The 17,446-nt window shown below is 64.6% G+C and carries 17 protein-coding genes; 8 read left to right on the top strand and 9 right to left on the bottom strand.

All coding sequences use genetic code 11. The features are described 5' to 3' along the window. The first annotated feature begins 136 nt into the window (after positions 1-136). The gene (locus ABFA30_RS04725; RefSeq protein ID WP_225786809.1) at positions 137-1,552 is read left to right on the top strand and encodes an acetyl-CoA carboxylase biotin carboxylase subunit; all 1,416 of its coding nucleotides are present in this window, start codon (positions 137-139) and stop codon (positions 1,550-1,552) included. Positions 1,553-1,563: 11 nt separating this feature from the next. After that, a complete protein-coding gene (gene oadA / locus ABFA30_RS04730) occupies positions 1,564-3,372 on the top strand; it encodes a sodium-extruding oxaloacetate decarboxylase subunit alpha (protein WP_410045190.1) in 1,809 nt (602 codons plus the stop codon). A gap of 187 nt (positions 3,373-3,559) precedes the next feature. Here oadA and ABFA30_RS04735 read toward each other — a convergent pair whose 3' ends face one another. From ABFA30_RS04735 to ABFA30_RS04745, 3 genes are read right to left on the bottom strand one after another with little or no spacing between them, the layout of a single operon-like run. Then, positions 3,560-4,234: a GNAT family N-acetyltransferase gene (locus ABFA30_RS04735; protein ID WP_225786807.1), complete on the bottom strand. Its 675-nt coding sequence runs from the start codon at positions 4,232-4,234 to the stop codon at positions 3,560-3,562. 14 nt (positions 4,235-4,248) lie between these two features. Further along, positions 4,249-4,695 carry a GNAT family N-acetyltransferase gene (locus ABFA30_RS04740; RefSeq protein WP_225786806.1) on the bottom strand — a complete coding sequence of 149 codons (447 nt, stop codon included), beginning with the start codon at positions 4,693-4,695 and terminating at the stop codon, positions 4,249-4,251. A gap of 14 nt (positions 4,696-4,709) precedes the next feature. After that, positions 4,710-5,339 carry an FMN-binding negative transcriptional regulator gene (locus tag ABFA30_RS04745; protein ID WP_410045191.1) on the bottom strand — a complete coding sequence of 210 codons (630 nt, stop codon included), beginning with the start codon at positions 5,337-5,339 and terminating at the stop codon, positions 4,710-4,712. A gap of 90 nt (positions 5,340-5,429) precedes the next feature. Between ABFA30_RS04745 and ABFA30_RS04750 the strand changes: the two genes are divergently transcribed. Further along, complete coding sequence (locus tag ABFA30_RS04750) at positions 5,430-6,959, top strand: PLP-dependent aminotransferase family protein (RefSeq protein ID WP_368815800.1); 1,530 nt, start codon at positions 5,430-5,432, stop codon at positions 6,957-6,959. A gap of 180 nt (positions 6,960-7,139) precedes the next feature. Here the strand turns inward: ABFA30_RS04750 and ABFA30_RS04755 are convergent, their stop codons facing one another. From ABFA30_RS04755 to aspA, 4 genes are all read right to left on the bottom strand, one after another. After that, positions 7,140-8,243, bottom strand: coding sequence for a polyamine ABC transporter substrate-binding protein (locus ABFA30_RS04755; RefSeq protein WP_410045192.1), 1,104 nt, complete (start codon positions 8,241-8,243; stop codon positions 7,140-7,142). Continuing rightward, a complete protein-coding gene (locus ABFA30_RS04760) occupies positions 8,240-9,286 on the bottom strand; it encodes a histone deacetylase family protein (RefSeq protein WP_225786802.1) in 1,047 nt (348 codons plus the stop codon). Before ABFA30_RS04760 ends, ABFA30_RS04755 begins: the two co-directional genes overlap by 4 nt. 205 nt (positions 9,287-9,491) lie before the next feature. Beyond that, the gene (locus ABFA30_RS04765; protein ID WP_225786801.1) at positions 9,492-10,484 is read right to left on the bottom strand and encodes an AraC family transcriptional regulator; all 993 of its coding nucleotides are present in this window, start codon (positions 10,482-10,484) and stop codon (positions 9,492-9,494) included. Positions 10,485-10,670: 186 nt separating this feature from the next. After that, the gene (aspA, locus tag ABFA30_RS04770; protein ID WP_225786800.1) at positions 10,671-12,095 is read right to left on the bottom strand and encodes an aspartate ammonia-lyase; all 1,425 of its coding nucleotides are present in this window, start codon (positions 12,093-12,095) and stop codon (positions 10,671-10,673) included. A 180-nt stretch (positions 12,096-12,275) separates the two neighbouring features. Here aspA and ABFA30_RS04775 point away from each other — a divergent pair, with 180 nt between their 5' ends. From ABFA30_RS04775 to ABFA30_RS04795, 5 genes are all read left to right on the top strand, one after another. Continuing rightward, positions 12,276-13,217 (top strand): LysR substrate-binding domain-containing protein, encoded by a 942-nt coding sequence (locus tag ABFA30_RS04775; RefSeq protein WP_225786799.1) that lies wholly within the window; start codon positions 12,276-12,278, stop codon positions 13,215-13,217. A 172-nt stretch (positions 13,218-13,389) separates the two neighbouring features. Then, positions 13,390-13,881, top strand: a complete 492-nt coding sequence (gene purE / locus ABFA30_RS04780; protein ID WP_225786798.1) for a 5-(carboxyamino)imidazole ribonucleotide mutase — start codon at positions 13,390-13,392, stop codon at positions 13,879-13,881. Positions 13,882-13,892: 11 nt separating this feature from the next. After that, positions 13,893-14,975 carry a 5-(carboxyamino)imidazole ribonucleotide synthase gene (locus ABFA30_RS04785; protein WP_225786797.1) on the top strand — a complete coding sequence of 361 codons (1,083 nt, stop codon included), beginning with the start codon at positions 13,893-13,895 and terminating at the stop codon, positions 14,973-14,975. Between the two features lie 95 nt (positions 14,976-15,070). Continuing rightward, the gene (locus ABFA30_RS04790; protein ID WP_225786796.1) at positions 15,071-15,316 is read left to right on the top strand and encodes a GlsB/YeaQ/YmgE family stress response membrane protein; all 246 of its coding nucleotides are present in this window, start codon (positions 15,071-15,073) and stop codon (positions 15,314-15,316) included. Between the two features lie 49 nt (positions 15,317-15,365). Next, positions 15,366-15,899 carry a DUF3299 domain-containing protein gene (locus ABFA30_RS04795; protein ID WP_225786795.1) on the top strand — a complete coding sequence of 178 codons (534 nt, stop codon included), beginning with the start codon at positions 15,366-15,368 and terminating at the stop codon, positions 15,897-15,899. Positions 15,900-15,963: 64 nt separating this feature from the next. On the opposite strand, the gene ABFA30_RS04800 is transcribed toward ABFA30_RS04795, so the two are convergent. Both ABFA30_RS04800 and ABFA30_RS04805 read right to left on the bottom strand, forming a co-directional pair. Beyond that, complete coding sequence (locus ABFA30_RS04800; RefSeq protein WP_225786794.1) at positions 15,964-16,860, bottom strand: D-hexose-6-phosphate mutarotase; 897 nt, start codon at positions 16,858-16,860, stop codon at positions 15,964-15,966. Positions 16,861-16,933: 73 nt separating this feature from the next. Continuing rightward, complete coding sequence (locus tag ABFA30_RS04805) at positions 16,934-17,332, bottom strand: acyl-CoA thioesterase (protein ID WP_003253317.1); 399 nt, start codon at positions 17,330-17,332, stop codon at positions 16,934-16,936. Between the last annotated feature and the right edge of the window lie 114 nt (positions 17,333-17,446).

Genomic DNA, 17,446 nt, shown 5'->3' on the forward strand with positions numbered 1-17,446 from the left:
GCTGCCTCTAATAAATATTGATTTTTGTTTATCAACCTACAGCGCTAGGGTGAATACGCGACTGGCCAGTAGCGTCTGGTCACGCGCCGACCGGTAGAACCGGGTCGTCTGTTCCATCGGCTTTGGGAAGACTCCAGTGATAAAAAAAATCCTGATCGCCAACCGGGGTGAAATCGCAGTTCGGATCGTGCGTGCATGCGCCGAGATGGGCATTCGCTCGGTCGCGATCTTTTCCGACGCCGACCGTCATGCCTTGCACGTCAAGCGCGCCGACGAGGCCTACAGTATCGGTGCCGAGCCCCTGTCCGGCTACCTGAACCCGCGCAAGCTGGTCAACCTTGCCGTGGAAACCGGCTGCGATGCCCTGCATCCGGGCTACGGTTTCCTTTCGGAGAACGCCGAACTGGCGGAAATCTGCGCCGAGCGCGGGGTCAAGTTCATCGGTCCTGCCGCCGACGTCATTCGCCGCATGGGCGACAAGACCGAGGCGCGCCGCACCATGATCCAGGCCGGGGTGCCCGTGACCCCTGGCACCGAAGGCAACGTCGCCGACATCCATGAAGCCCTGAGCGAAGGTGACCGCATCGGTTACCCGGTGATGCTCAAGGCCACCTCCGGTGGTGGTGGCCGCGGCATCCGTCGCTGCAACAGCCGCGAGGAGCTGGAGCAGGCCTTCCCGCGGGTGATCTCCGAGGCCACCAAGGCCTTCGGTTCGGCCGAAGTATTCCTGGAAAAGTGCATCGTCAATCCCAAGCACATCGAGGCGCAGATCCTCGGTGACAGTTTCGGCAACGTGGTGCACCTGTTCGAGCGCGATTGCTCGATCCAGCGTCGCAACCAGAAGCTCATCGAGATCGCCCCGAGCCCCCAGCTGACCCCGGAACAGCGCGCCTACATCGGCGACCTGGCGGTGCGCGCGGCCAAGGCGGTCAACTACGAGAATGCCGGCACTGTGGAGTTCCTGCTCGCCGATGGCGAGGTGTACTTCATGGAGATGAACACCCGCGTGCAGGTGGAGCACACCATCACCGAGGAAATCACCGGCATCGATATCGTCCGCGAGCAGATCCGCATCGCCTCGGGCCTGCCCCTGTCGGTCAAGCAGGAAGACATCCAGCACCGCGGCTACGCGCTGCAGTTTCGCATCAATGCGGAGGATCCGAAGAACAACTTCCTGCCCAGCTTCGGCAAGATCACCCGTTACTACGCACCTGGCGGCCCCGGGGTACGCACCGATACCGCGATCTACACCGGCTACACCATTCCGCCGTTCTATGACTCCATGTGCCTGAAACTGGTGGTCTGGGCGCTGACCTGGGAAGAAGCCATGGACCGTGGCCTGCGGGCCCTGGACGACATGCGTGTGCAAGGCGTGAAGACCACTGCCGCGTATTACCAGGAGATCCTGCGCAATCCGGAATTCCGTAGCGGCCAGTTCAACACCAGCTTCGTGGAAAGCCACCCGGAACTGACCAACTACTCGATCAAGCGCAAACCCGAAGAGCTGGCCCTGGCCATCGCCGCCGCCATTGCTGCACACGCAGGCCTGTGAGGAACCGAATAATGTCCAAGAAAATCTTTGTCACCGACACAATCCTGCGCGATGCTCACCAGTCCCTGCTGGCCACCCGCATGCGCACCGAAGACATGCTGCCGATCTGCGACAAGCTCGACAAGGTCGGCTACTGGTCGCTGGAAGTCTGGGGGGGCGCCACCTTCGACGCCTGCGTGCGCTTCCTCAAGGAAGACCCGTGGGAGCGCCTGCGCAAGCTGCGTGCGGCCCTGCCCAACACTCGCCTGCAAATGCTGCTGCGCGGCCAGAACCTGCTGGGCTACCGCCATTACAGCGACGACGTGGTCAAGGCCTTCGTCGCCAAGGCCGCGGTCAACGGCATCGACGTGTTCCGCATCTTCGACGCCATGAACGACGTGCGTAACCTGCGCGTGGCCATCGAGGCGGTCAAGGCTGCCGGCAAGCACGCCCAGGGCACCATCGCCTACACCACCAGCCCGGTGCACACCATCGAAGCCTTCGTGACCCAGGCCAAGCAGATGGAAGCCATGGGTTGCGACTCGGTGGCGATCAAGGACATGGCCGGCCTGCTGACTCCCTATGCCACTGGCGAACTGGTCAAGGCGCTGAAGGCCGAGCAGTCGCTGCCGGTGTTCATCCACTCCCACGACACCGCCGGCCTGGCCGCCATGTGCCAGCTCAAGGCTGTGGAAAACGGCGCCGATCATATCGACACCGCTATCTCCAGCTTCGCCTGGGGTACCAGCCACCCGGGCACCGAGTCGATGGTCGCCGCGCTCAAGGGCAGCGAGTACGACACCGGCCTGGACCTGGAGCTGCTGCAGGAGATCGGCCTGTACTTCTACGCCGTGCGCAAGAAGTACCACCAGTTCGAAAGCGAGTTCACCGCCGTGGATACCCGCGTGCAGGTCAACCAGGTTCCAGGCGGCATGATTTCCAACCTGGCCAACCAGCTCAAGGAGCAGGGCGCGCTCAACCGCATGAACGAAGTGCTGGCGGAGATCCCGCGCGTGCGCGAAGACCTCGGCTTCCCACCGCTGGTCACCCCGACCTCGCAGATCGTCGGCACCCAGGCGTTCTTCAACGTGCTGGCCGGCGAGCGCTACAAGACCATCACCAACGAAGTGAAGCTGTACCTGCAGGGCGGCTACGGCAAGGCCCCGGGTGTGGTCGACGAGAAGCTGCGGCGCCAGGCGATCGGCAGCGAAGAGGTGATCGACGTGCGTCCGGCCGACCTGCTCAAGCCGGAAATGGCCAAGCTGCGCGCCGAGATCGGCAGCCTCGCCAGCTGTGAAGAAGACGTGCTGACCTATGCCATGTTCCCGGACATCGGCCGCAAGTTCCTCGAGGAGCGCGAAGCCGGCACCCTCAAGCCCGAAGTCCTGCTGCCGATCCCGGAAGCCGGTGCCGTGGCCTCGGCCAGCGGCGAAGGTGTGCCGACCGAGTTCGTCATCGACGTGCACGGCGAGACCTACCGCGTCGACATTACCGGTGTCGGTGTCAAGGCCGAAGGCAAGCGTCACTTCTACCTGTCCATCGATGGCATGCCGGAAGAAGTGGTGTTCGAGCCGCTCAACGAGTTCGTCGGTGGCGGCGGCAGCAAGCGCAAGCAGGCCAGCGATCCGGGTCATGTGAGCACCACCATGCCGGGCAACATCGTCGACGTGCTGGTCAAGGAAGGCGACATGGTCAAGGTCGGCCAGGCTGTACTGATCACCGAAGCCATGAAGATGGAGACCGAAGTCCAGGCGGCGATCGCCGGCAAGGTCGTCGCCATCCACGTGGCCAAGGGCGACCGGGTGACCCCGGGTGAGATCCTGATCGAGATCGAGGGCTGATAGACGCCTTCGACTGCAAGCGGTTTACCTCGTGGGGAGCGATATGCTCCCCTTTTTTTTTGGTTCTTCACGGAATCCTGGGAAAGACAGAAACAAGAACGCCGTATTTCGCCCATCCGGCCTACAGATGGGGGGGCAGGCGACAGCGTCAGGTCATCTGATCCTTACCTGGCCCTGGCGAGCTTGCTCAGGTCCGGTTCCGGCAGGCCTCGAGCGTTTCGAGTTGCCCTTCGGGCCGTTGATTGGCTTCGCTCAACCAACGCTCGAACCCCGCTGCCACCGCTGGCCACTGTTCATCGGTAATCGCATACCAGGCCGTATCGCGGTTGCGGTCCTTGATCACCATGTGGTTGCGGAACACCCCTTCGAAGACGAAGCCCAAGCGCTCTGCCGCGCGCTTCGAGCGGGCATTGGCGTTGTTGCACTTCCATTCCAGGCGGCGGTTGCCCAGCCCGAAGCCGAGCTTGCCCAGCAGGTAGATCGCCTCGGTGCCTTTTGGTGTGCGCTGCATGGCGGCGCTGAAGGCGATGTGGCCGATCTCGATGCGGCCGTGCTCGGGGACGATCGACAGCAGGCTCAGGATGCCCTGCACCTGGCCGCTGGCGCGATCGATGACACTGTAGAACAGCGGATCGCGGCTGGCCGCGTTGCCGTCCAGCCAGAGGTCGAAGTCCGGCCGTTCGGAGAATGGGCCGTAGGGCAGGTAGTCCCACAGGGCAGGGTCGGAGCCCGGCCCCTGCAGCACGTCCCACAGGTCGTCGCCGTGGTGCCTTGAGTCGAGCTTTTCCAGGCGAACGAAGCGGCCTTCAAGGGGTTCGGCCTTGGGGAGGGCGGCGGGTTTCCAGTGTAGCGGCTGGTTCATGTTCGGCTCCCGGCTCACAGTGCCTTGCGAAATTGGATGAAGCCTGGCCGCTCGGCGACCTGTTCGTACAGGCCGATGGCGGTCGCGTTGGTCTCGTGGGTCAGCCAGTGCACCTTGGCGCAGCCAGCCGCCTTGGCCGTGGCATAGACGTGCTCGATCAACTGGCGGCCGATACCCTGGCCACGCTGTGTGTTATCGACGTACAGGTCCTGCAGGTAGCAAGCGTTCTCGACGCTCCAGTTGGAGCGATGATAGATCCAGTTGACCATGCCTACCGCCTTGCCGTCGACCCAGGCGAGGGCCGAATGGGTTGGTTCGTTGGGATCGAGGATGCGCTGCCAGGTAACGTTGCTGACCTCGTCGGCCAAGCTGGTCTGGTAGAAACGCAGGTAGGCCTGCCACAGGGGCAGCCAGGCGGCATGGTCGTTGGCGCCGACCGGGCGCAGGGTGATGCGGGTCATGGGGCTTTCTTCCTTCAGGGGAGGCGCATCTGCGCCGCGAGTTGCTTGTCCAGGTAGTCGGGGCTGCGGGCCAGGCCGTCGCGCACGCCCTGGATGTCGGTGGCGCTGCGGTTCTGGCTGAGCTTGCGCGCGCCTTGCAGGCGGGCGATGGGCAGGCGGATGCCGACGATGGCGCGGAGCATGCCGTCGATGTAGTCGGCGGGGGCGTCGGCCACTTTCCACGGCTCGCTGCGGCCCTGCTCGTGGCGGTCGCTCAGGCGGCTGACGATGTCCAGCAGGCGTGGCGCGTCGTGGATGACCTCGACCGGGCCATAGGCATGCACCGCCAGGTAGTTCCAGGTGGGTACCACCTTCGGGGCGCCGGCCTTGCTGGGGTAGTACGACGGGCTGACATAGGCGTCTGCCCCGGGAAACACCAGCAGGGCCTCGCCGCCTTGTGCCAGGTCCTGCCATTGGTGATTGGCCCGCGCCAGGTGGCCATGGACCGTGCCGTACTCGCCCTCGGTCGTATCGACCAGCACTGGCAGGTGGGTGGCCAGCAGGCCTTGCGCGCCATGGCTGACCAGCACCGCGAGGCGGGTTTCCAGCATCTGTGCATGCAAACGCTCGAGGTCGTGTTCCTGGTGGGGTCTGGCGTTGTACATGGCGCAGCTCCTTGTCGAATGGCTCCATCCTAGGCAGGCTATTGGCTCTATGTAAGAGCCAATAAAGGCTGTTTTGAAAGGTCCAATACCATGAATGAGCGCGCCCTTGCGTTGCCTTTCGACCCGGCGGGTATCGTGCTCGACCGCCGTCGCGGGCTTAGTCAGCAGCTCTACCAGGCATTGCGCGCACGGGTGCTGGATGGGCGCCTGGGCAGTGGCACGCGCCTGCCGGCAACGCGGGACCTGGCGGCGATGCTGGCGCTTTCGCGCAACAGCGTGGTGCGTGCCTATGACCAGCTGTATGCCGAGGGCTACATAGAAAGCCGGGTAGGGGATGGCACCTACGTCAGTCGGCTACCTAAATTATCCACACAACTGTCCACAGGGTTATCCCTGGGTTTATCAACAGACTTATCCACATTTTCGTCAGTTGATACTGAGGATTCATCCAGTTTTCCGGGTGCCAGTGAGCCTCTGCAGCGTCTGAAGAATAACCATCTGCCGCCTCCACAAGCGGGAGCGCCGCGGGCATTTCGCGTTGGCGTGCCGGCTTTCGACCTGTTCCCGTTCGAGGTCTGGGCCAGGCTGCAAGCGGGTTTCTGGCGAAATCCCGACCCTGCATCGCTGGGTTATGGCGATCCGGCGGGCGAGCCTGCGTTGCGCGAGCTCATCGCTGCCTACCTGCGTCGGTCACGTGGGCTCTCCTGCAGTGCTGAACAAATTGTGATCACCAGTGGTGCACAGCAGGCGATCAGCCTTTGTGCACAGTTGCTGCTGCAACCGGGCGACGGCGTGGCTGTGGAAAACCCAGGGTATCGGGCCGCCGGACACACCTTTGCCGTGGCGGGGGCCAATGTCAGGGGTGTGCCGGTGGACGACGAAGGCCTGGATTGCGAGCGGCTCGCCCAACTGACCGATTGCCGGCTGGCCTATGTCACACCCGCCCACCAGTACCCGACCGGTGTCACCATGAGCCTGGCCCGGCGCCTGTCGCTGCTGGCCTGGGCCGGGCGCCAGGGGGGGTGGATCATCGAGGACGACTACGACGGCGAGTACCGCTACAGCGGCGCCCCCCTGGCCCCCCTGGCGGCGTTGGACCGGCAGGGCCGGGTGCTGTACGTCGGCACCTTCGGCAAGATCGCCTTCCCCGCCTTGCGCCTGGGCTACCTGGTACTGCCCAGGCAACTGGTGCAGGGGTTCAGCCAGGGGCGGGCGCTGGCGGTACGTCACTCCGAGGTGGGCACCCAGCAGGTGATGGCGCAGTTCATGGCCCAGGGGCACTTCCAGCGGCATATCCGACGCATGCGCAAGGCCGCGTTGGCGCGACGCAACGTGCTGAAGGCCGGCTGGCCCGAGGATATCGCCGGGCTGGGGAGCATGCCGGCGGTGGCGGCGGGGCTGCACGTGAAGGTGGATGTGGATAACTTTGCGCGCGAGCAGGAGCTGGTAGCCAGGGCGCAAGCGGCAGGGGTGGAGATCACGCCGCTGAGCAATTATTGGTTGGAGGACAGCGAGGTGCCTGTGGATAAACGGGCAGGGCTGGTGCTGGGGTTTGCTGCGGTGCCGGAAGCTCGGATCGCCGATGCCTTGATGCGTTTGCGCAAGGCTTGGCGGCAGTGACATGAAGGGGGCGCTTGGCGCCCCATTCGCGGGCAAGCCCGCTCCCACAGGGTCCCCGTTGCCCTCGGGGGCTGGTGGAGTACTTGGAAGCCAGCTTGCCGGCGATAGGGCCGGTACAGACAGAACAGACGCCCCTGCAAATCACACCCTCTGTGATCGACTCAGGCCCCGAACCGCAACTCAGGTGCCCGACTTGATCCGTGTCCAGGCCCGCGTGCGCGCCCGTTCGGCGTCCCTTGGCAATGGCTTGAGGGTATACAACGTGGCCATGGCCTGCTCGGTCGGGTACAGGTTGGGGTTGTTGCGGATCTCTGGGCTGACCTTGTCGGTGGCGTCCTTGTTCGGGTTGGGATAACCGACGAAGTCGCTGATCGGTGCGATCACCTCCGGTTGCAGCAGGTAGTTGATGAACGCATGGGCATCCTCGGGGTTGGCGGCATTCTTGGGGATGGCCAGCATGTCGAACCAGATCGGCGCGCCTTCCTTGGGCAGGCGCATGTCCACCACCACGCCATTCTTCGCATCGCGGGCACGGTTGGCGGCCTGGGAGAAGCTGCCCGAGTAGCCCACGGCCACGCAGATATCGCCATTGGCGATGTCGGCCATGTACTTGGAGGAATGGAAGTAGGTCACGTGCGGGCGGATCTTGAGCATCAGTGCCTCGGCCTGCTTGTAGTCGGCCGGCTTTTCACTGTTGGGCGGCAGGCCCAGGTACTGCAGCGCCAAGGGCAGGATCTCCGACGGCGAGTCGAGCAGGGCGACGCCGCATTGCTTGAGCTTGGCGATGTTCTCTTCCTTGAAGATCAGGTCCCAGCTGTCCACCGGGGCGTTGTCGCCCAGCGCCGCCTTGACCTTGTCGGGGTTGAAGCCGATCAGCACGGTGCCGTACATGTAGGGCACGGCGAATTTGTTGCCCGGGTCGTTGGCCTCGATCAGCTTCATCAGCGCCGGGTCCAGGTGTTGCCAGTTCGGCAGCTGGGTGCGGTCCAGGGGCTGGAACACGCCGGCCTCGATCTGCTTGGCGAGGAACACGTTGGACGGTACCACCACGTCATAGCCGGAATTGCCGGTGAGCAGCTTGGCTTCCAGGGCCTCGTTGGTGTCGAAGATGTCGTAGATCAGCTTGACCTGGGTGTCTTTCTGGAAGTCGACCAAGGTCTGCGGGGTGATGTAGTCGAACCAGTTGTACACCCGCAGGGTGCGCTGTTCGGCATGGGCCTGCAGGGCGCCGGCGACCAGGCTGGCGGCGATGAACGGGGCGAGCAGACGCTTGAGTCGGATCATGGCCGGGCTCCTGGCTGGGCGCGCTGGAAGCCTTCCAGCACATTGACGGCATTGATGCCGATTTCTTCCACAGCGTAGCCACCTTCCATCACGAACAGGGTCGGCTTGCCCAGGCGGGCGATGCGCTCGCCCATTTCCAGGTAGTCCGGGCTGTCGAGGCGAAACTGCGAGATGGGGTCGTCCTTGAAGGTATCCACACCCAGGGAGATCACCAGCACGTCCGGGCCGTAGGCCTCGATACGCTGGCAGGCGTCTTCCAGGGCTGCGCTCCATGCCGTCCAGTCGCTGCCGGCGGGGAGGGGATAGTTGACGTTGCAGCCCTCGCCGTCACCTTCGCCGGTTTCGTCGGCATAACCGAGGAAGAATGGGAACTCGGCCTGTGGGTCCCCATGGATCGAGGCGAAGAACACATCGCCCCGGCGGTAGAAGATGTCCTGGGTGCCGTTGCCATGGTGGTAATCGACGTCGAGGATGGCGACCTTGCTCCGGCCCTGGTCGAGGAAGGCCTGGGCCGCGATCGCGGCGTTATTCAGGTAGCAGTAGCCGCCCATGACTTCGGCAGCGGCGTGGTGTCCTGGCGGACGGCACAGGGCGAAGGCCGAATGGGCACCCTGCTGGATCGCCGCCTGGGCGGTGAGGGCGACCTGCGCGGCGCTGTAGGCGGCCTGCCAGGTACCGGCGGTGATCGGCGCGCCGGCGTCGAAGCTGTAGTAGCCCAGCTCGCCATGCAGGCTGGTCGGCTTGACCTGGCGCAGGGTGCGCGCCGGCCAGGTGAAGGGCAGCAGGTCGCCTTCCTGGCCCAGCTTGGCCCAGCGTGCCCAGGCGCCCTCGAAGAAGTCCAGGTAGCTAGCGCCATGCACCCGCAGTAGTGGCGCGCGGCCGAAGTCGGTGGGGCCCTGGACGGGGCCGAGGTTGCGTTTTTTGACTTGCTCCAGGACGTGGTCGGCACGCGAAGGCATCTCGAAGCACGGCATCAGCTTGCCGTCGATCAGCTCGCAGCGGCCGTGGTGCAGGCGGTGATCATCGGAATAGATCGTCAGCATTTGTTGTTCTCCGGGTTTACTGGCGTGGGCCCATTTTCACGGGCGGTCAGGCGGGGGAGAACGACGCAAACGGCCAAAAGGGGATCGATGTGGCCAAAGGGTGATGTCCGGTTGGAGGCCCTGTTCGCGGATGCGCCACTCAGCTAAGGCTTCAAACGCCCATTTGTGGCTGCGAAGCGGCCCCAGTAGGGCTTGTCGGCACTGCTCAGCCGCGGAAATGGCTGGGGGCCACTCCACTCCAGCGTTGGAAGGCATGCCTGAAGCTCGCTGTCTCGCTGAAGCCCAAGGTCTCGGCGATGCGATAGATCGGCATCTGGTCCTCGGCCAGCAGTTGCTTGGCGCGCTCGAAGCGCAGTTCGTCGAGCAGTTGCTGATAGCTGCTACCCAGGGCCTGCAAGTGCCGGCGCAGGGTGCGCGACGAACAGTTCATTTGCCGGGCCAGGCCTTCCAGGCCCGGCGCGGCGTCCAGTTGCCGCATCAGCAACTGGCGGATCCGCTCCAGCCAGGCCTGGCGGCCGGTGAACTCGAGGTTCAGTTGCCGGCAACGTTCGCTCATGGCCTTGTGCGTGATGGGGTCGGCCAGCGGCAAGGGCATCTCCAGCCAGCGGCGCTCGAAGGCGAAGGCATTGTCGCGGGCCTCGAAGCCCAGAGGGCATGGGAATGCCCCGTTGTAGAGCGCATGATAGCCGGGCCGGGGATGCTCGAAGCGCGTGGCCAGCAGCGGTAGCGGACGGCCCAGCAGGTCGTCGCAGATCACCTTCAGCGAAACCAGGCAGAACTCGGCATTGAAGGCAGCCAGCGCCGGGCTGTCGCGATAGTCGCTGGCACTGAGCCAGACTCGTGGGCCATCGTCCACCAGGCGCAGTTGGAAGGCCGTCCCCAACAGGGCCGGGTAGCGCAGCGCCAGGCGCAGGGCGTCACCCAAAGTGGCACTGGAGAGCAGGGCGTAACCGAGCATGCCGTAGCACGACACATGCATGCGCCGACCCAGCTCCAGGCCGATTTCCTCGCGCCGGGCCACGGCGTTGGCACACACCTGGAACTCCTGCTGGGTGGTGATGCGCGCGTCGGGATGGCCTAGGTCTGCCGGGCCGATGCCACTGCCGGCCAGCAGTTGCGTGGCGTCGCAGCCCTCCTCCTGGAAGACCTTGAGGATCAGCGAAACGGCATTGAGGGTGGTGAGGTGGCTGTGCAGCATGCGCGATGTCCCGTTGGGCTGGGGGACATTATGGAGCAAGTTGTATGCCGGATGCGGCGCAACGCCTTGCACGCCCTGAAGCCACCGACAGGCGAATAAAAAAAGGGCCCGGAGCGTGCGCTCGGGCCCTTGAAAGGTTGAGAGGTGTCTAGTCCCTCGACCTGGTGAGACGTTACAAGCGGTCGGTTACGCCTTCAGCGGAACCAGACGTGGAGCGATCATGTTTTCCGGACGCAGGATGTCGTTGAGCATCGCTTCGTCCAGCAGGCCTTCCTCGCGCACCAGTTCCAGCACGCCGCGGCCGGATTCCAGGGCGACGCGGGCGATACGGGTGGCGTTCTCGTAGCCGATGTACGGGTTCAGGGCGGTGACCAGGCCGATCGAGTGCTCGACCAGTTCACGGCAACGCTGTTCGTTGGCGGTGATGCCGACGATGCAGTGCTCGCGCAGCATGTCCATGGCGCGCTGGAGCAGGCGGATCGAGTCGAAGATCTTGTAGGCGATCAGCGGCTCCATGACGTTCAGCTGCAGTTGGCCACCTTCGGCGGCGACGGTCAGGGCCAGGTCGTTGCCCATGATGGCGAAGGCCACCTGGTTGACGGCTTCCGGGATCACCGGGTTGACCTTGCCTGGCATGATCGAGCTGCCCGGCTGGCGTGCCGGCAGGTTGATCTCGTTGATGCCGGTACGCGGGCCGCTGGACAGCAGGCGCAGGTCGTTGCAGATCTTCGACAGCTTGACCGCGGTGCGCTTGAGCATGCCGGAGAACAGCACGAAGGCGCCCATGTCGGAGGTGGCTTCGATCAGGTCGGCGGCCGGGACCAGCGGCTGGCCGCTGATGGTCGCCAGGCGCTGCACGGCCAGGGCCTGGTAGCCTGGGTCGGCGTTGATGCCGGTGCCGATCGCGGTGCCGCCGAGGTTGATTTCGGTCAGCAGCTCGGGTGCCAGGGAGCGCAGGCGGTTCAGGTCTTCGGTCATGGTGGTGGCGAAGGCACGGAATTCCTGGCCCAGGGTCATCGGCACGGCGTCCTGCAACTGGGTACGACCCATCTTCAGGACGTGGTCGAACTCCTGGCCCTTGGCGGCGAAGGCCTGGATCAGGCTCTCGAGGCTGGCCAGCAGGGCGTCGTGGCCCAGCAGCAGGCCCAGGCGGATCGCGGTCGGGTAGGCGTCGTTGGTCGACTGCGCCATGTTCACGTCGTTGTTCGGGTGCAGGTACTGGTACTCACCCTTCTGGTGGCCCATGGCCTCCAGCGCGACGTTGGCGATGACCTCGTTGGCGTTCATGTTGGTGGAGGTGCCGGCACCGCCCTGGATCATGTCCACCACGAATTGGTCGTGGAAATCACCGCGGATCAGGCGGGCGCAGGCCTCGCTGATGGCGGCATGCTTGGCATCGCTCAGGTGACCCAGCTCACGGTTGGCGTCGGCAGCGGCCTGCTTGACCATGGCCAGGGCCACGACCAGCTTCGGGTAGTGCGACAGCGGAACACCGGAGAGGTGGAAGTTGTTGGCAGCGCGCAGGGTCTGGATGCCGTAGTAGGCATCGGCAGGAACTTCAAGGGTACCAAGCAGATCTTTTTCGACGCGGAACGATGCAGCGGAGGACATGACGGATATCATCTCGATTAAAACCCGGCACCTGCCGGAATGCCGCCAATCCTAGGCTCGCCCGGATTTTGCGGCCAATGCTGTTGCACGCTAACCTATGCACAAACGGCATAGTGTTTGATGTGACGCCAATTGACATTCGAACGTGTTCCATTTTGGTGCACATCCGGAGATCGCTGCATGAACCTCGAAAGCAAGTGGTTGGAAGATTTCAGCGCCCTGGCTGCGACCCGCAGTTTTTCCCAGGCAGCGGAGCGGCGTTTCGTGACCCAGCCGGCGTTCAGCCGACGCATCCGCAGCCTCGAGGCGGCATTGGGCTTGACCTTGGTGAATCGTTCCCGTACGCCCATCGAGCTGACCGAGGCCGGCCAGCTGTTTCTCGTCACCGCGCGTACGGTTGTCGACCAGTTGAGCGAAGTTCTCCGTCATTTGCATCATCTTGAAGGCGGGCAGGGCGAGGTGATCCAGGTGGCGGCCGCGCACTCCCTGGCCTCCGGTTTCTTCCCGCGTTGGGTGGCGCAGTTGCGCAACGACGGGCTGAACATCGCCACGCGCCTGGTGGCCACCAACGTCGGTGATGCGGTGCACGCATTGCGCGAAGGGGGCTGCGACCTGATGCTGGCCTTCTATGACCCGGACGCTGCCTTGCAGATGGACTCGGAGATCTTCCCGTCGCTGCACATGGGCACCACCGAGATGCTGCCGGTCTGTGCCGTGGGTGCCGACGGCAAGCCGTTGTTCGACCTCGAGGGCGAGAGCAGCGTGCCGCTGCTGGCCTATAGCGCCGGGGCCTTCCTTGGCCGCTCCGTGAGCCTGCTGCTGCGCCAGCGCAACCTGCGCTATACCACTGTCTATGAGACCGCCATGGCCGACAGTCTCAAGAGCATGGCCCTCGAGGGCATGGGCATCGCCTGGGTGCCGCGGCTGTCGATGCGTGGCGAATTGGAGCGCGGCGAACTGGCGATCTGCGGTGGCAGCCAGTGGCATGTACCGCTGGAAATCCGCCTGTACCGCTGCGCCCTGGTGCGCAAGGCCAACGTGCGGCTGTTATGGCGCAAGCTCGAAGGCGGCGCGGCGATCGGCGCGGTTGACCCAAAAGTCAGCCAAGGCCCCGAAAAATAAGGCCGACAGTTGGTCGCCGGGGGTGCCTGGATGGCCTCGCGTTACGTTATACTGCGCGGCCCCTGGACCGGATCGACCCGGTCATGACTCAGCAAACAAGCCACGCCGGTCGTCCCGCGTGGCTTGTTGTTTTTTGACGCGCCCAAGGGCGCACAAGCGAAGAGGCTCGACGATGAGTGCACTGGTTGGCGTGATCATGGGCTCCAAGTCCGATTGGTCCACCCTTAGCCACACCGCCGATATGCTGGAGAAACTCGGCATTCCCTACGAGGTGAAGGTGGTTTCCGCCCACCGTACCCCGGATCTGCTGTTCCAGTACGCCGAAGAGGCCGAAGGCCGTGGCATCGAGGTGATCATCGCCGGTGCCGGTGGCGCCGCCCACCTGCCGGGCATGTGCGCCGCCAAGACCCACCTGCCGGTACTGGGCGTGCCGGTGCAATCGTCGATGCTGTCGGGTGTCGATTCGCTGCTGTCGATCGTGCAGATGCCCGCGGGCGTGCCGGTCGCCACCCTGGCCATCGGCAAGGCCGGCGCCATCAACGCCGCGCTGCTGTCGGCCAGCATCCTGGGCGCCAAGTACCCCCAGTACCATGCCGCGCTCAAGCAGTTCCGCAAGGAGCAGACCGAAACCGTCCTGGATAACCCGGACCCGCGCCAGGCCTGAGATTGACGAACATGAAAATCGGTGTAATCGGTGGCGGCCAGCTGGGCCGCATGCTGGCCCTGGCGGGGACCCCGCTGGGCATGAACTTCGCTTTCCTAGACCCGGCTCCGGACGCCTGCGCCGCGCCCCTGGGCGAACACCTGCGTGCCGACTACGGCGACCAGGACCACCTGCGCCAACTGGCCGACGAAGTCGACCTGGTGACCTTCGAGTTCGAGAGCGTCCCGGCCGAGACCGTGGCCTTCCTGTCCCAGTTCGTCCCGGTCTACCCGAGCGCCGAGGCCCTGCGCATCGCCCGTGACCGCCTGTTCGAGAAGAGCCTGTTCCGCGACCTGGGAATCCCGACCCCAGCCTTCGCCGACATCCAGTCCCAGGCGGACCTGGACGCTGCGGTGGCTACCATCGGCCTGCCGGCGGTGCTCAAGACCCGTACCCTCGGCTACGACGGCAAGGGCCAGAAAGTCCTGCGCAGCGCCGAGGATGTCGTGGGCACTTTCGCCGAGCTGGGCAGCGTGCCGTGCCTGCTGGAAGGCTTCGTGCCCTTCACTGGCGAGGTTTCCCTGGTTGCCGTGCGCGGCCGCGATGGCGAAACCCGTTTCTACCCGCTGGTGCACAACACCCACGAGGGCGGCATCCTGCGCCTGTCGGTGGCGAGCGAGGCCCACCCCTTGCAGGCGCTGGCCGAGGACTACGTTGGCCGCGTGCTGGAGAAGCTGGACTACGTCGGCGTGCTGGCCTTCGAGTTCTTCGAGGTCGACGGTGGCCTTAAGGCCAACGAGATCGCCCCGCGCGTGCACAACTCCGGGCACTGGACCATCGAGGGCGCCGAGTGCAGCCAGTTCGAGAACCACCTGCGCGCCGTGGCCGGCCTGCCGCTGGGCCCGACGGCCAAGGTCGGCGAGAGCGCCATGCTCAACTTCATCGGCCAGGTGCCGGCCGTGGACAAGGTGCTGGCCATCGACGATTGCCACCTGCACCACTACGGCAAGGCCTTCAAGATCGGGCGCAAGGTTGGCCACGCCACCCTGCGTAGCAAGGACATGGCCACCCTGCAGCGCAAGATCGCCGAAGTCGAAGCGCTGATCGCCGGCTGATTGAACCTCTGCGCCCGGCAGGCCCTCTGAAATGGCAACAAGCCAAAGCGCTGTCTAGGCTATGGCTTGTTCCATTTCACTGCAGAGGGATTGCCATGGGTATCATTGGAACCATCTTCATCGGCCTCATCGTCGGCCTGCTGGCCCGGTTCATCAAGCCGGGGGACGACAGCATGGGCTGGATCATGACCATCCTCCTCGGCATCGCCGGCTCCCTGGTCGCCACCTATGGCGGACAAGCCCTGGGTATCTACCAGGCGGGGCAGGCTGCGGGTTTCTTCGGTGCCTTGGTCGGCGCCGTCGTCCTGCTGGTGATCTACGGATTCATCAAGAAGCGCTGATTAACGGCTAGAATGCCCGGCAATTCCATCCGAGTTGCCGAGCATTTCCATGCGTGCGTTTTTCCTCATTCCCTTGTTGCTGGTCAGTGCCCTGGCCCATGCCGAGCTGCCCGAGACCGATTGGCTGGAGCTGATGCCCAAGTCGGACCAAAAGGCGCTGGAGCAGATGCCCGAGATCGACCACGACTCCCCGGAGGCCATGGGTACCTTCACCCAGAAGGGTGGCCTCAAGCAGGGCAAGGGCCTGCCGGCGGTGATGTACTCGACCAAGACCGTGGCGGCCATGAACGGCAGGCAGATCCGCCTGGGCGGGTATCCGGTGCCGCTGGAAAGCGATGCCAAGGGCAACAGCACATTGTTCTTCCTGGTGCCGTATCCTGGCGCCTGCATCCACGTGCCGCCACCACCGCCTAACCAACTGGTGCTGGTGCGCTATCCCAAGGGGCTGAAGATCGATGATATCTACACGCCGCTGTGGGTCAGCGGCACCTTGAAGGTCGAGACGGTCAGCAATGACCTGGCGGATGCAGCCTATGCCCTGGATGCGGGGATGGTGAGGGTCGTGGAGGATGCCGATCTCTGAGGCCGTCAGTTGAGGCACGAAGCGGCCCTGAACGGGCCGCTTCAAAAGGGGTTTGCGCAGTTGCCTAGAGCGCTTCGCTGGCGAAGGTGACGCTCAACGCATGGCTCGCCCCTGGTGCCAGCGTCACCACGTCATCCCACACGTTCGCCGTCTCGATGCACAGCATCCGCTGCCAGCCGTCGTCAGCCATGTCCGCCAGCTCGTGGGCGCGGTCGGTCCAGGGGTTCCAGATCACTGCCGAGCGCGACCCACTGCTGTCGAGCGTGATACGCCGGTTCCAGTGAGGGTCGACGATCGCCAGCCGCTGCGGTGTGCCCAGGTAGATGCGATCGGTCTCGCCAGTAAAGCCCAGTGCCCCCTGCTGCCGGCGCTGTTCCCAGTCGGCCAGGGTCTCGATGTAGTCCAGCCCCGCGACGCCCTCGACCTGCACCTGGTGCACATCGCTCACCGCGAAGTAACTGTGCAGGGCCTGGCTGAGGGTCACGTCATCGTTGCCCAGGTTGTAGCTGGTCAGCGTCAGCTTCAGTTGCCCGCCCAATTCGACCAGCAGCTTGAGTTCGACTTCGTGCGGCCAGCCGGGCAGGTCACCCTGGGCCTCGGGCAGGCCGAACTCGATGCGCAGGTCGCTGCCCGCGTCCTCGATGCCCAGCAACTGCCAGTCGCGCGTACGGGCCAGGCCGTGGGCCGGGGCCTGCTCGCCGTGGTACATGGCCTGGACGGCCTGGGGATTGCGCTGCAGGTTGCCGAACCATGGCCAGCACACCGGCGCGCCGGCGCGTACCGACTTGCCCCGGCGGAAGATGGCCTGGTCGCTCAGCCACAGCAGGGGCGGTTCGCCCAGCCGCTGGTAGCTCAGGACCTGGGCGCCCTGCTGGGCGATCAGCAGTTCGGCGTGGTCACTGGTGATCCGCCAGCAATTGAGTTCGCCGTGTTGTTCCGTTTCGACCTGGAAGGTAGCCATGCGCTTGTCTCGTCGTGATGCACGTAAGCCCCTTGGACCTTGTGCCCTGCACCGAGTTTACCGCGCTCCCGGCTCAGCGACGAGGGACGGAACGGGTACGGCCGCTGCCGTCGATGGCAACGAACACGAACACCGCCTCGGTGACCTTGCGCCATTCGCTGGACAGCGGATCGTCGCTCCACACTTCGACCATCATCTGGATCGAGCTGCGGCCGATCTCCAGGGTCTGGGTATAGAAGGAAAGCTGCGCGCCCACGGCCACCGGGACCAGGAAGGCCATGCGGTCGATCGCCACCGTGGCGACGCGGCCGCCGGCGACGCGGCTGGCCATGGCGGTGCCGGCCAGGTCCATCTGGGCGACCAGCCAGCCGCCGAAGATGTCACCGAAACCGTTGGTTTCACGGGGCAAAGCAGTGATCTGGAGGGCCAGGTCGCCCTGCGGGATAGGATCTTCTTGTTCGAGCTCAATCATGCGGTGGGGGCCTCTGACCCGTGACGCTTCGTTGGTTGGCGCAATGACGGACGCCGGGAAAACGATTCAGCTGGAAATATCCTACGCTGATTTCGTTTCACTGGGCGGCCAAGG

Source organism: Pseudomonas sp. HLMP (genome assembly GCF_046365545.1).
Taxonomy (GTDB): Bacteria; Pseudomonadota; Gammaproteobacteria; order Pseudomonadales; family Pseudomonadaceae; genus Aquipseudomonas; species Aquipseudomonas guariconensis_B.

Coding starts and splice junctions, on each gene's coding strand:
- ABFA30_RS04755 (WP_410045192.1), bottom strand. CDS start 8,243: ATGATCCGACTCAAGCGTCTGCTCGCCCCGTTCATCGCCGCCAGCCTG.
- ABFA30_RS04790 (WP_225786796.1), top strand. CDS start 15,071: ATGGGTATCATTGGAACCATCTTCATCGGCCTCATCGTCGGCCTGCTG.
- ABFA30_RS04735 (WP_225786807.1), bottom strand. CDS start 4,234: ATGAACCAGCCGCTACACTGGAAACCCGCCGCCCTCCCCAAGGCCGAA.
- ABFA30_RS04805 (WP_003253317.1), bottom strand. CDS start 17,332: ATGATTGAGCTCGAACAAGAAGATCCTATCCCGCAGGGCGACCTGGCC.
- ABFA30_RS04750 (WP_368815800.1), top strand. CDS start 5,430: ATGAATGAGCGCGCCCTTGCGTTGCCTTTCGACCCGGCGGGTATCGTG.
- ABFA30_RS04795 (WP_225786795.1), top strand. CDS start 15,366: ATGCGTGCGTTTTTCCTCATTCCCTTGTTGCTGGTCAGTGCCCTGGCC.
- ABFA30_RS04800 (WP_225786794.1), bottom strand. CDS start 16,860: ATGGCTACCTTCCAGGTCGAAACGGAACAACACGGCGAACTCAATTGC.
- ABFA30_RS04785 (WP_225786797.1), top strand. CDS start 13,893: ATGAAAATCGGTGTAATCGGTGGCGGCCAGCTGGGCCGCATGCTGGCC.
- ABFA30_RS04765 (WP_225786801.1), bottom strand. CDS start 10,484: ATGCTGCACAGCCACCTCACCACCCTCAATGCCGTTTCGCTGATCCTC.
- ABFA30_RS04775 (WP_225786799.1), top strand. CDS start 12,276: ATGAACCTCGAAAGCAAGTGGTTGGAAGATTTCAGCGCCCTGGCTGCG.
- aspA (WP_225786800.1), bottom strand. CDS start 12,095: ATGTCCTCCGCTGCATCGTTCCGCGTCGAAAAAGATCTGCTTGGTACC.
- ABFA30_RS04760 (WP_225786802.1), bottom strand. CDS start 9,286: ATGCTGACGATCTATTCCGATGATCACCGCCTGCACCACGGCCGCTGC.
- purE (WP_225786798.1), top strand. CDS start 13,390: ATGAGTGCACTGGTTGGCGTGATCATGGGCTCCAAGTCCGATTGGTCC.
- ABFA30_RS04740 (WP_225786806.1), bottom strand. CDS start 4,695: ATGACCCGCATCACCCTGCGCCCGGTCGGCGCCAACGACCATGCCGCC.
- ABFA30_RS04745 (WP_410045191.1), bottom strand. CDS start 5,339: ATGTACAACGCCAGACCCCACCAGGAACACGACCTCGAGCGTTTGCAT.
- oadA (WP_410045190.1), top strand. CDS start 1,564: ATGTCCAAGAAAATCTTTGTCACCGACACAATCCTGCGCGATGCTCAC.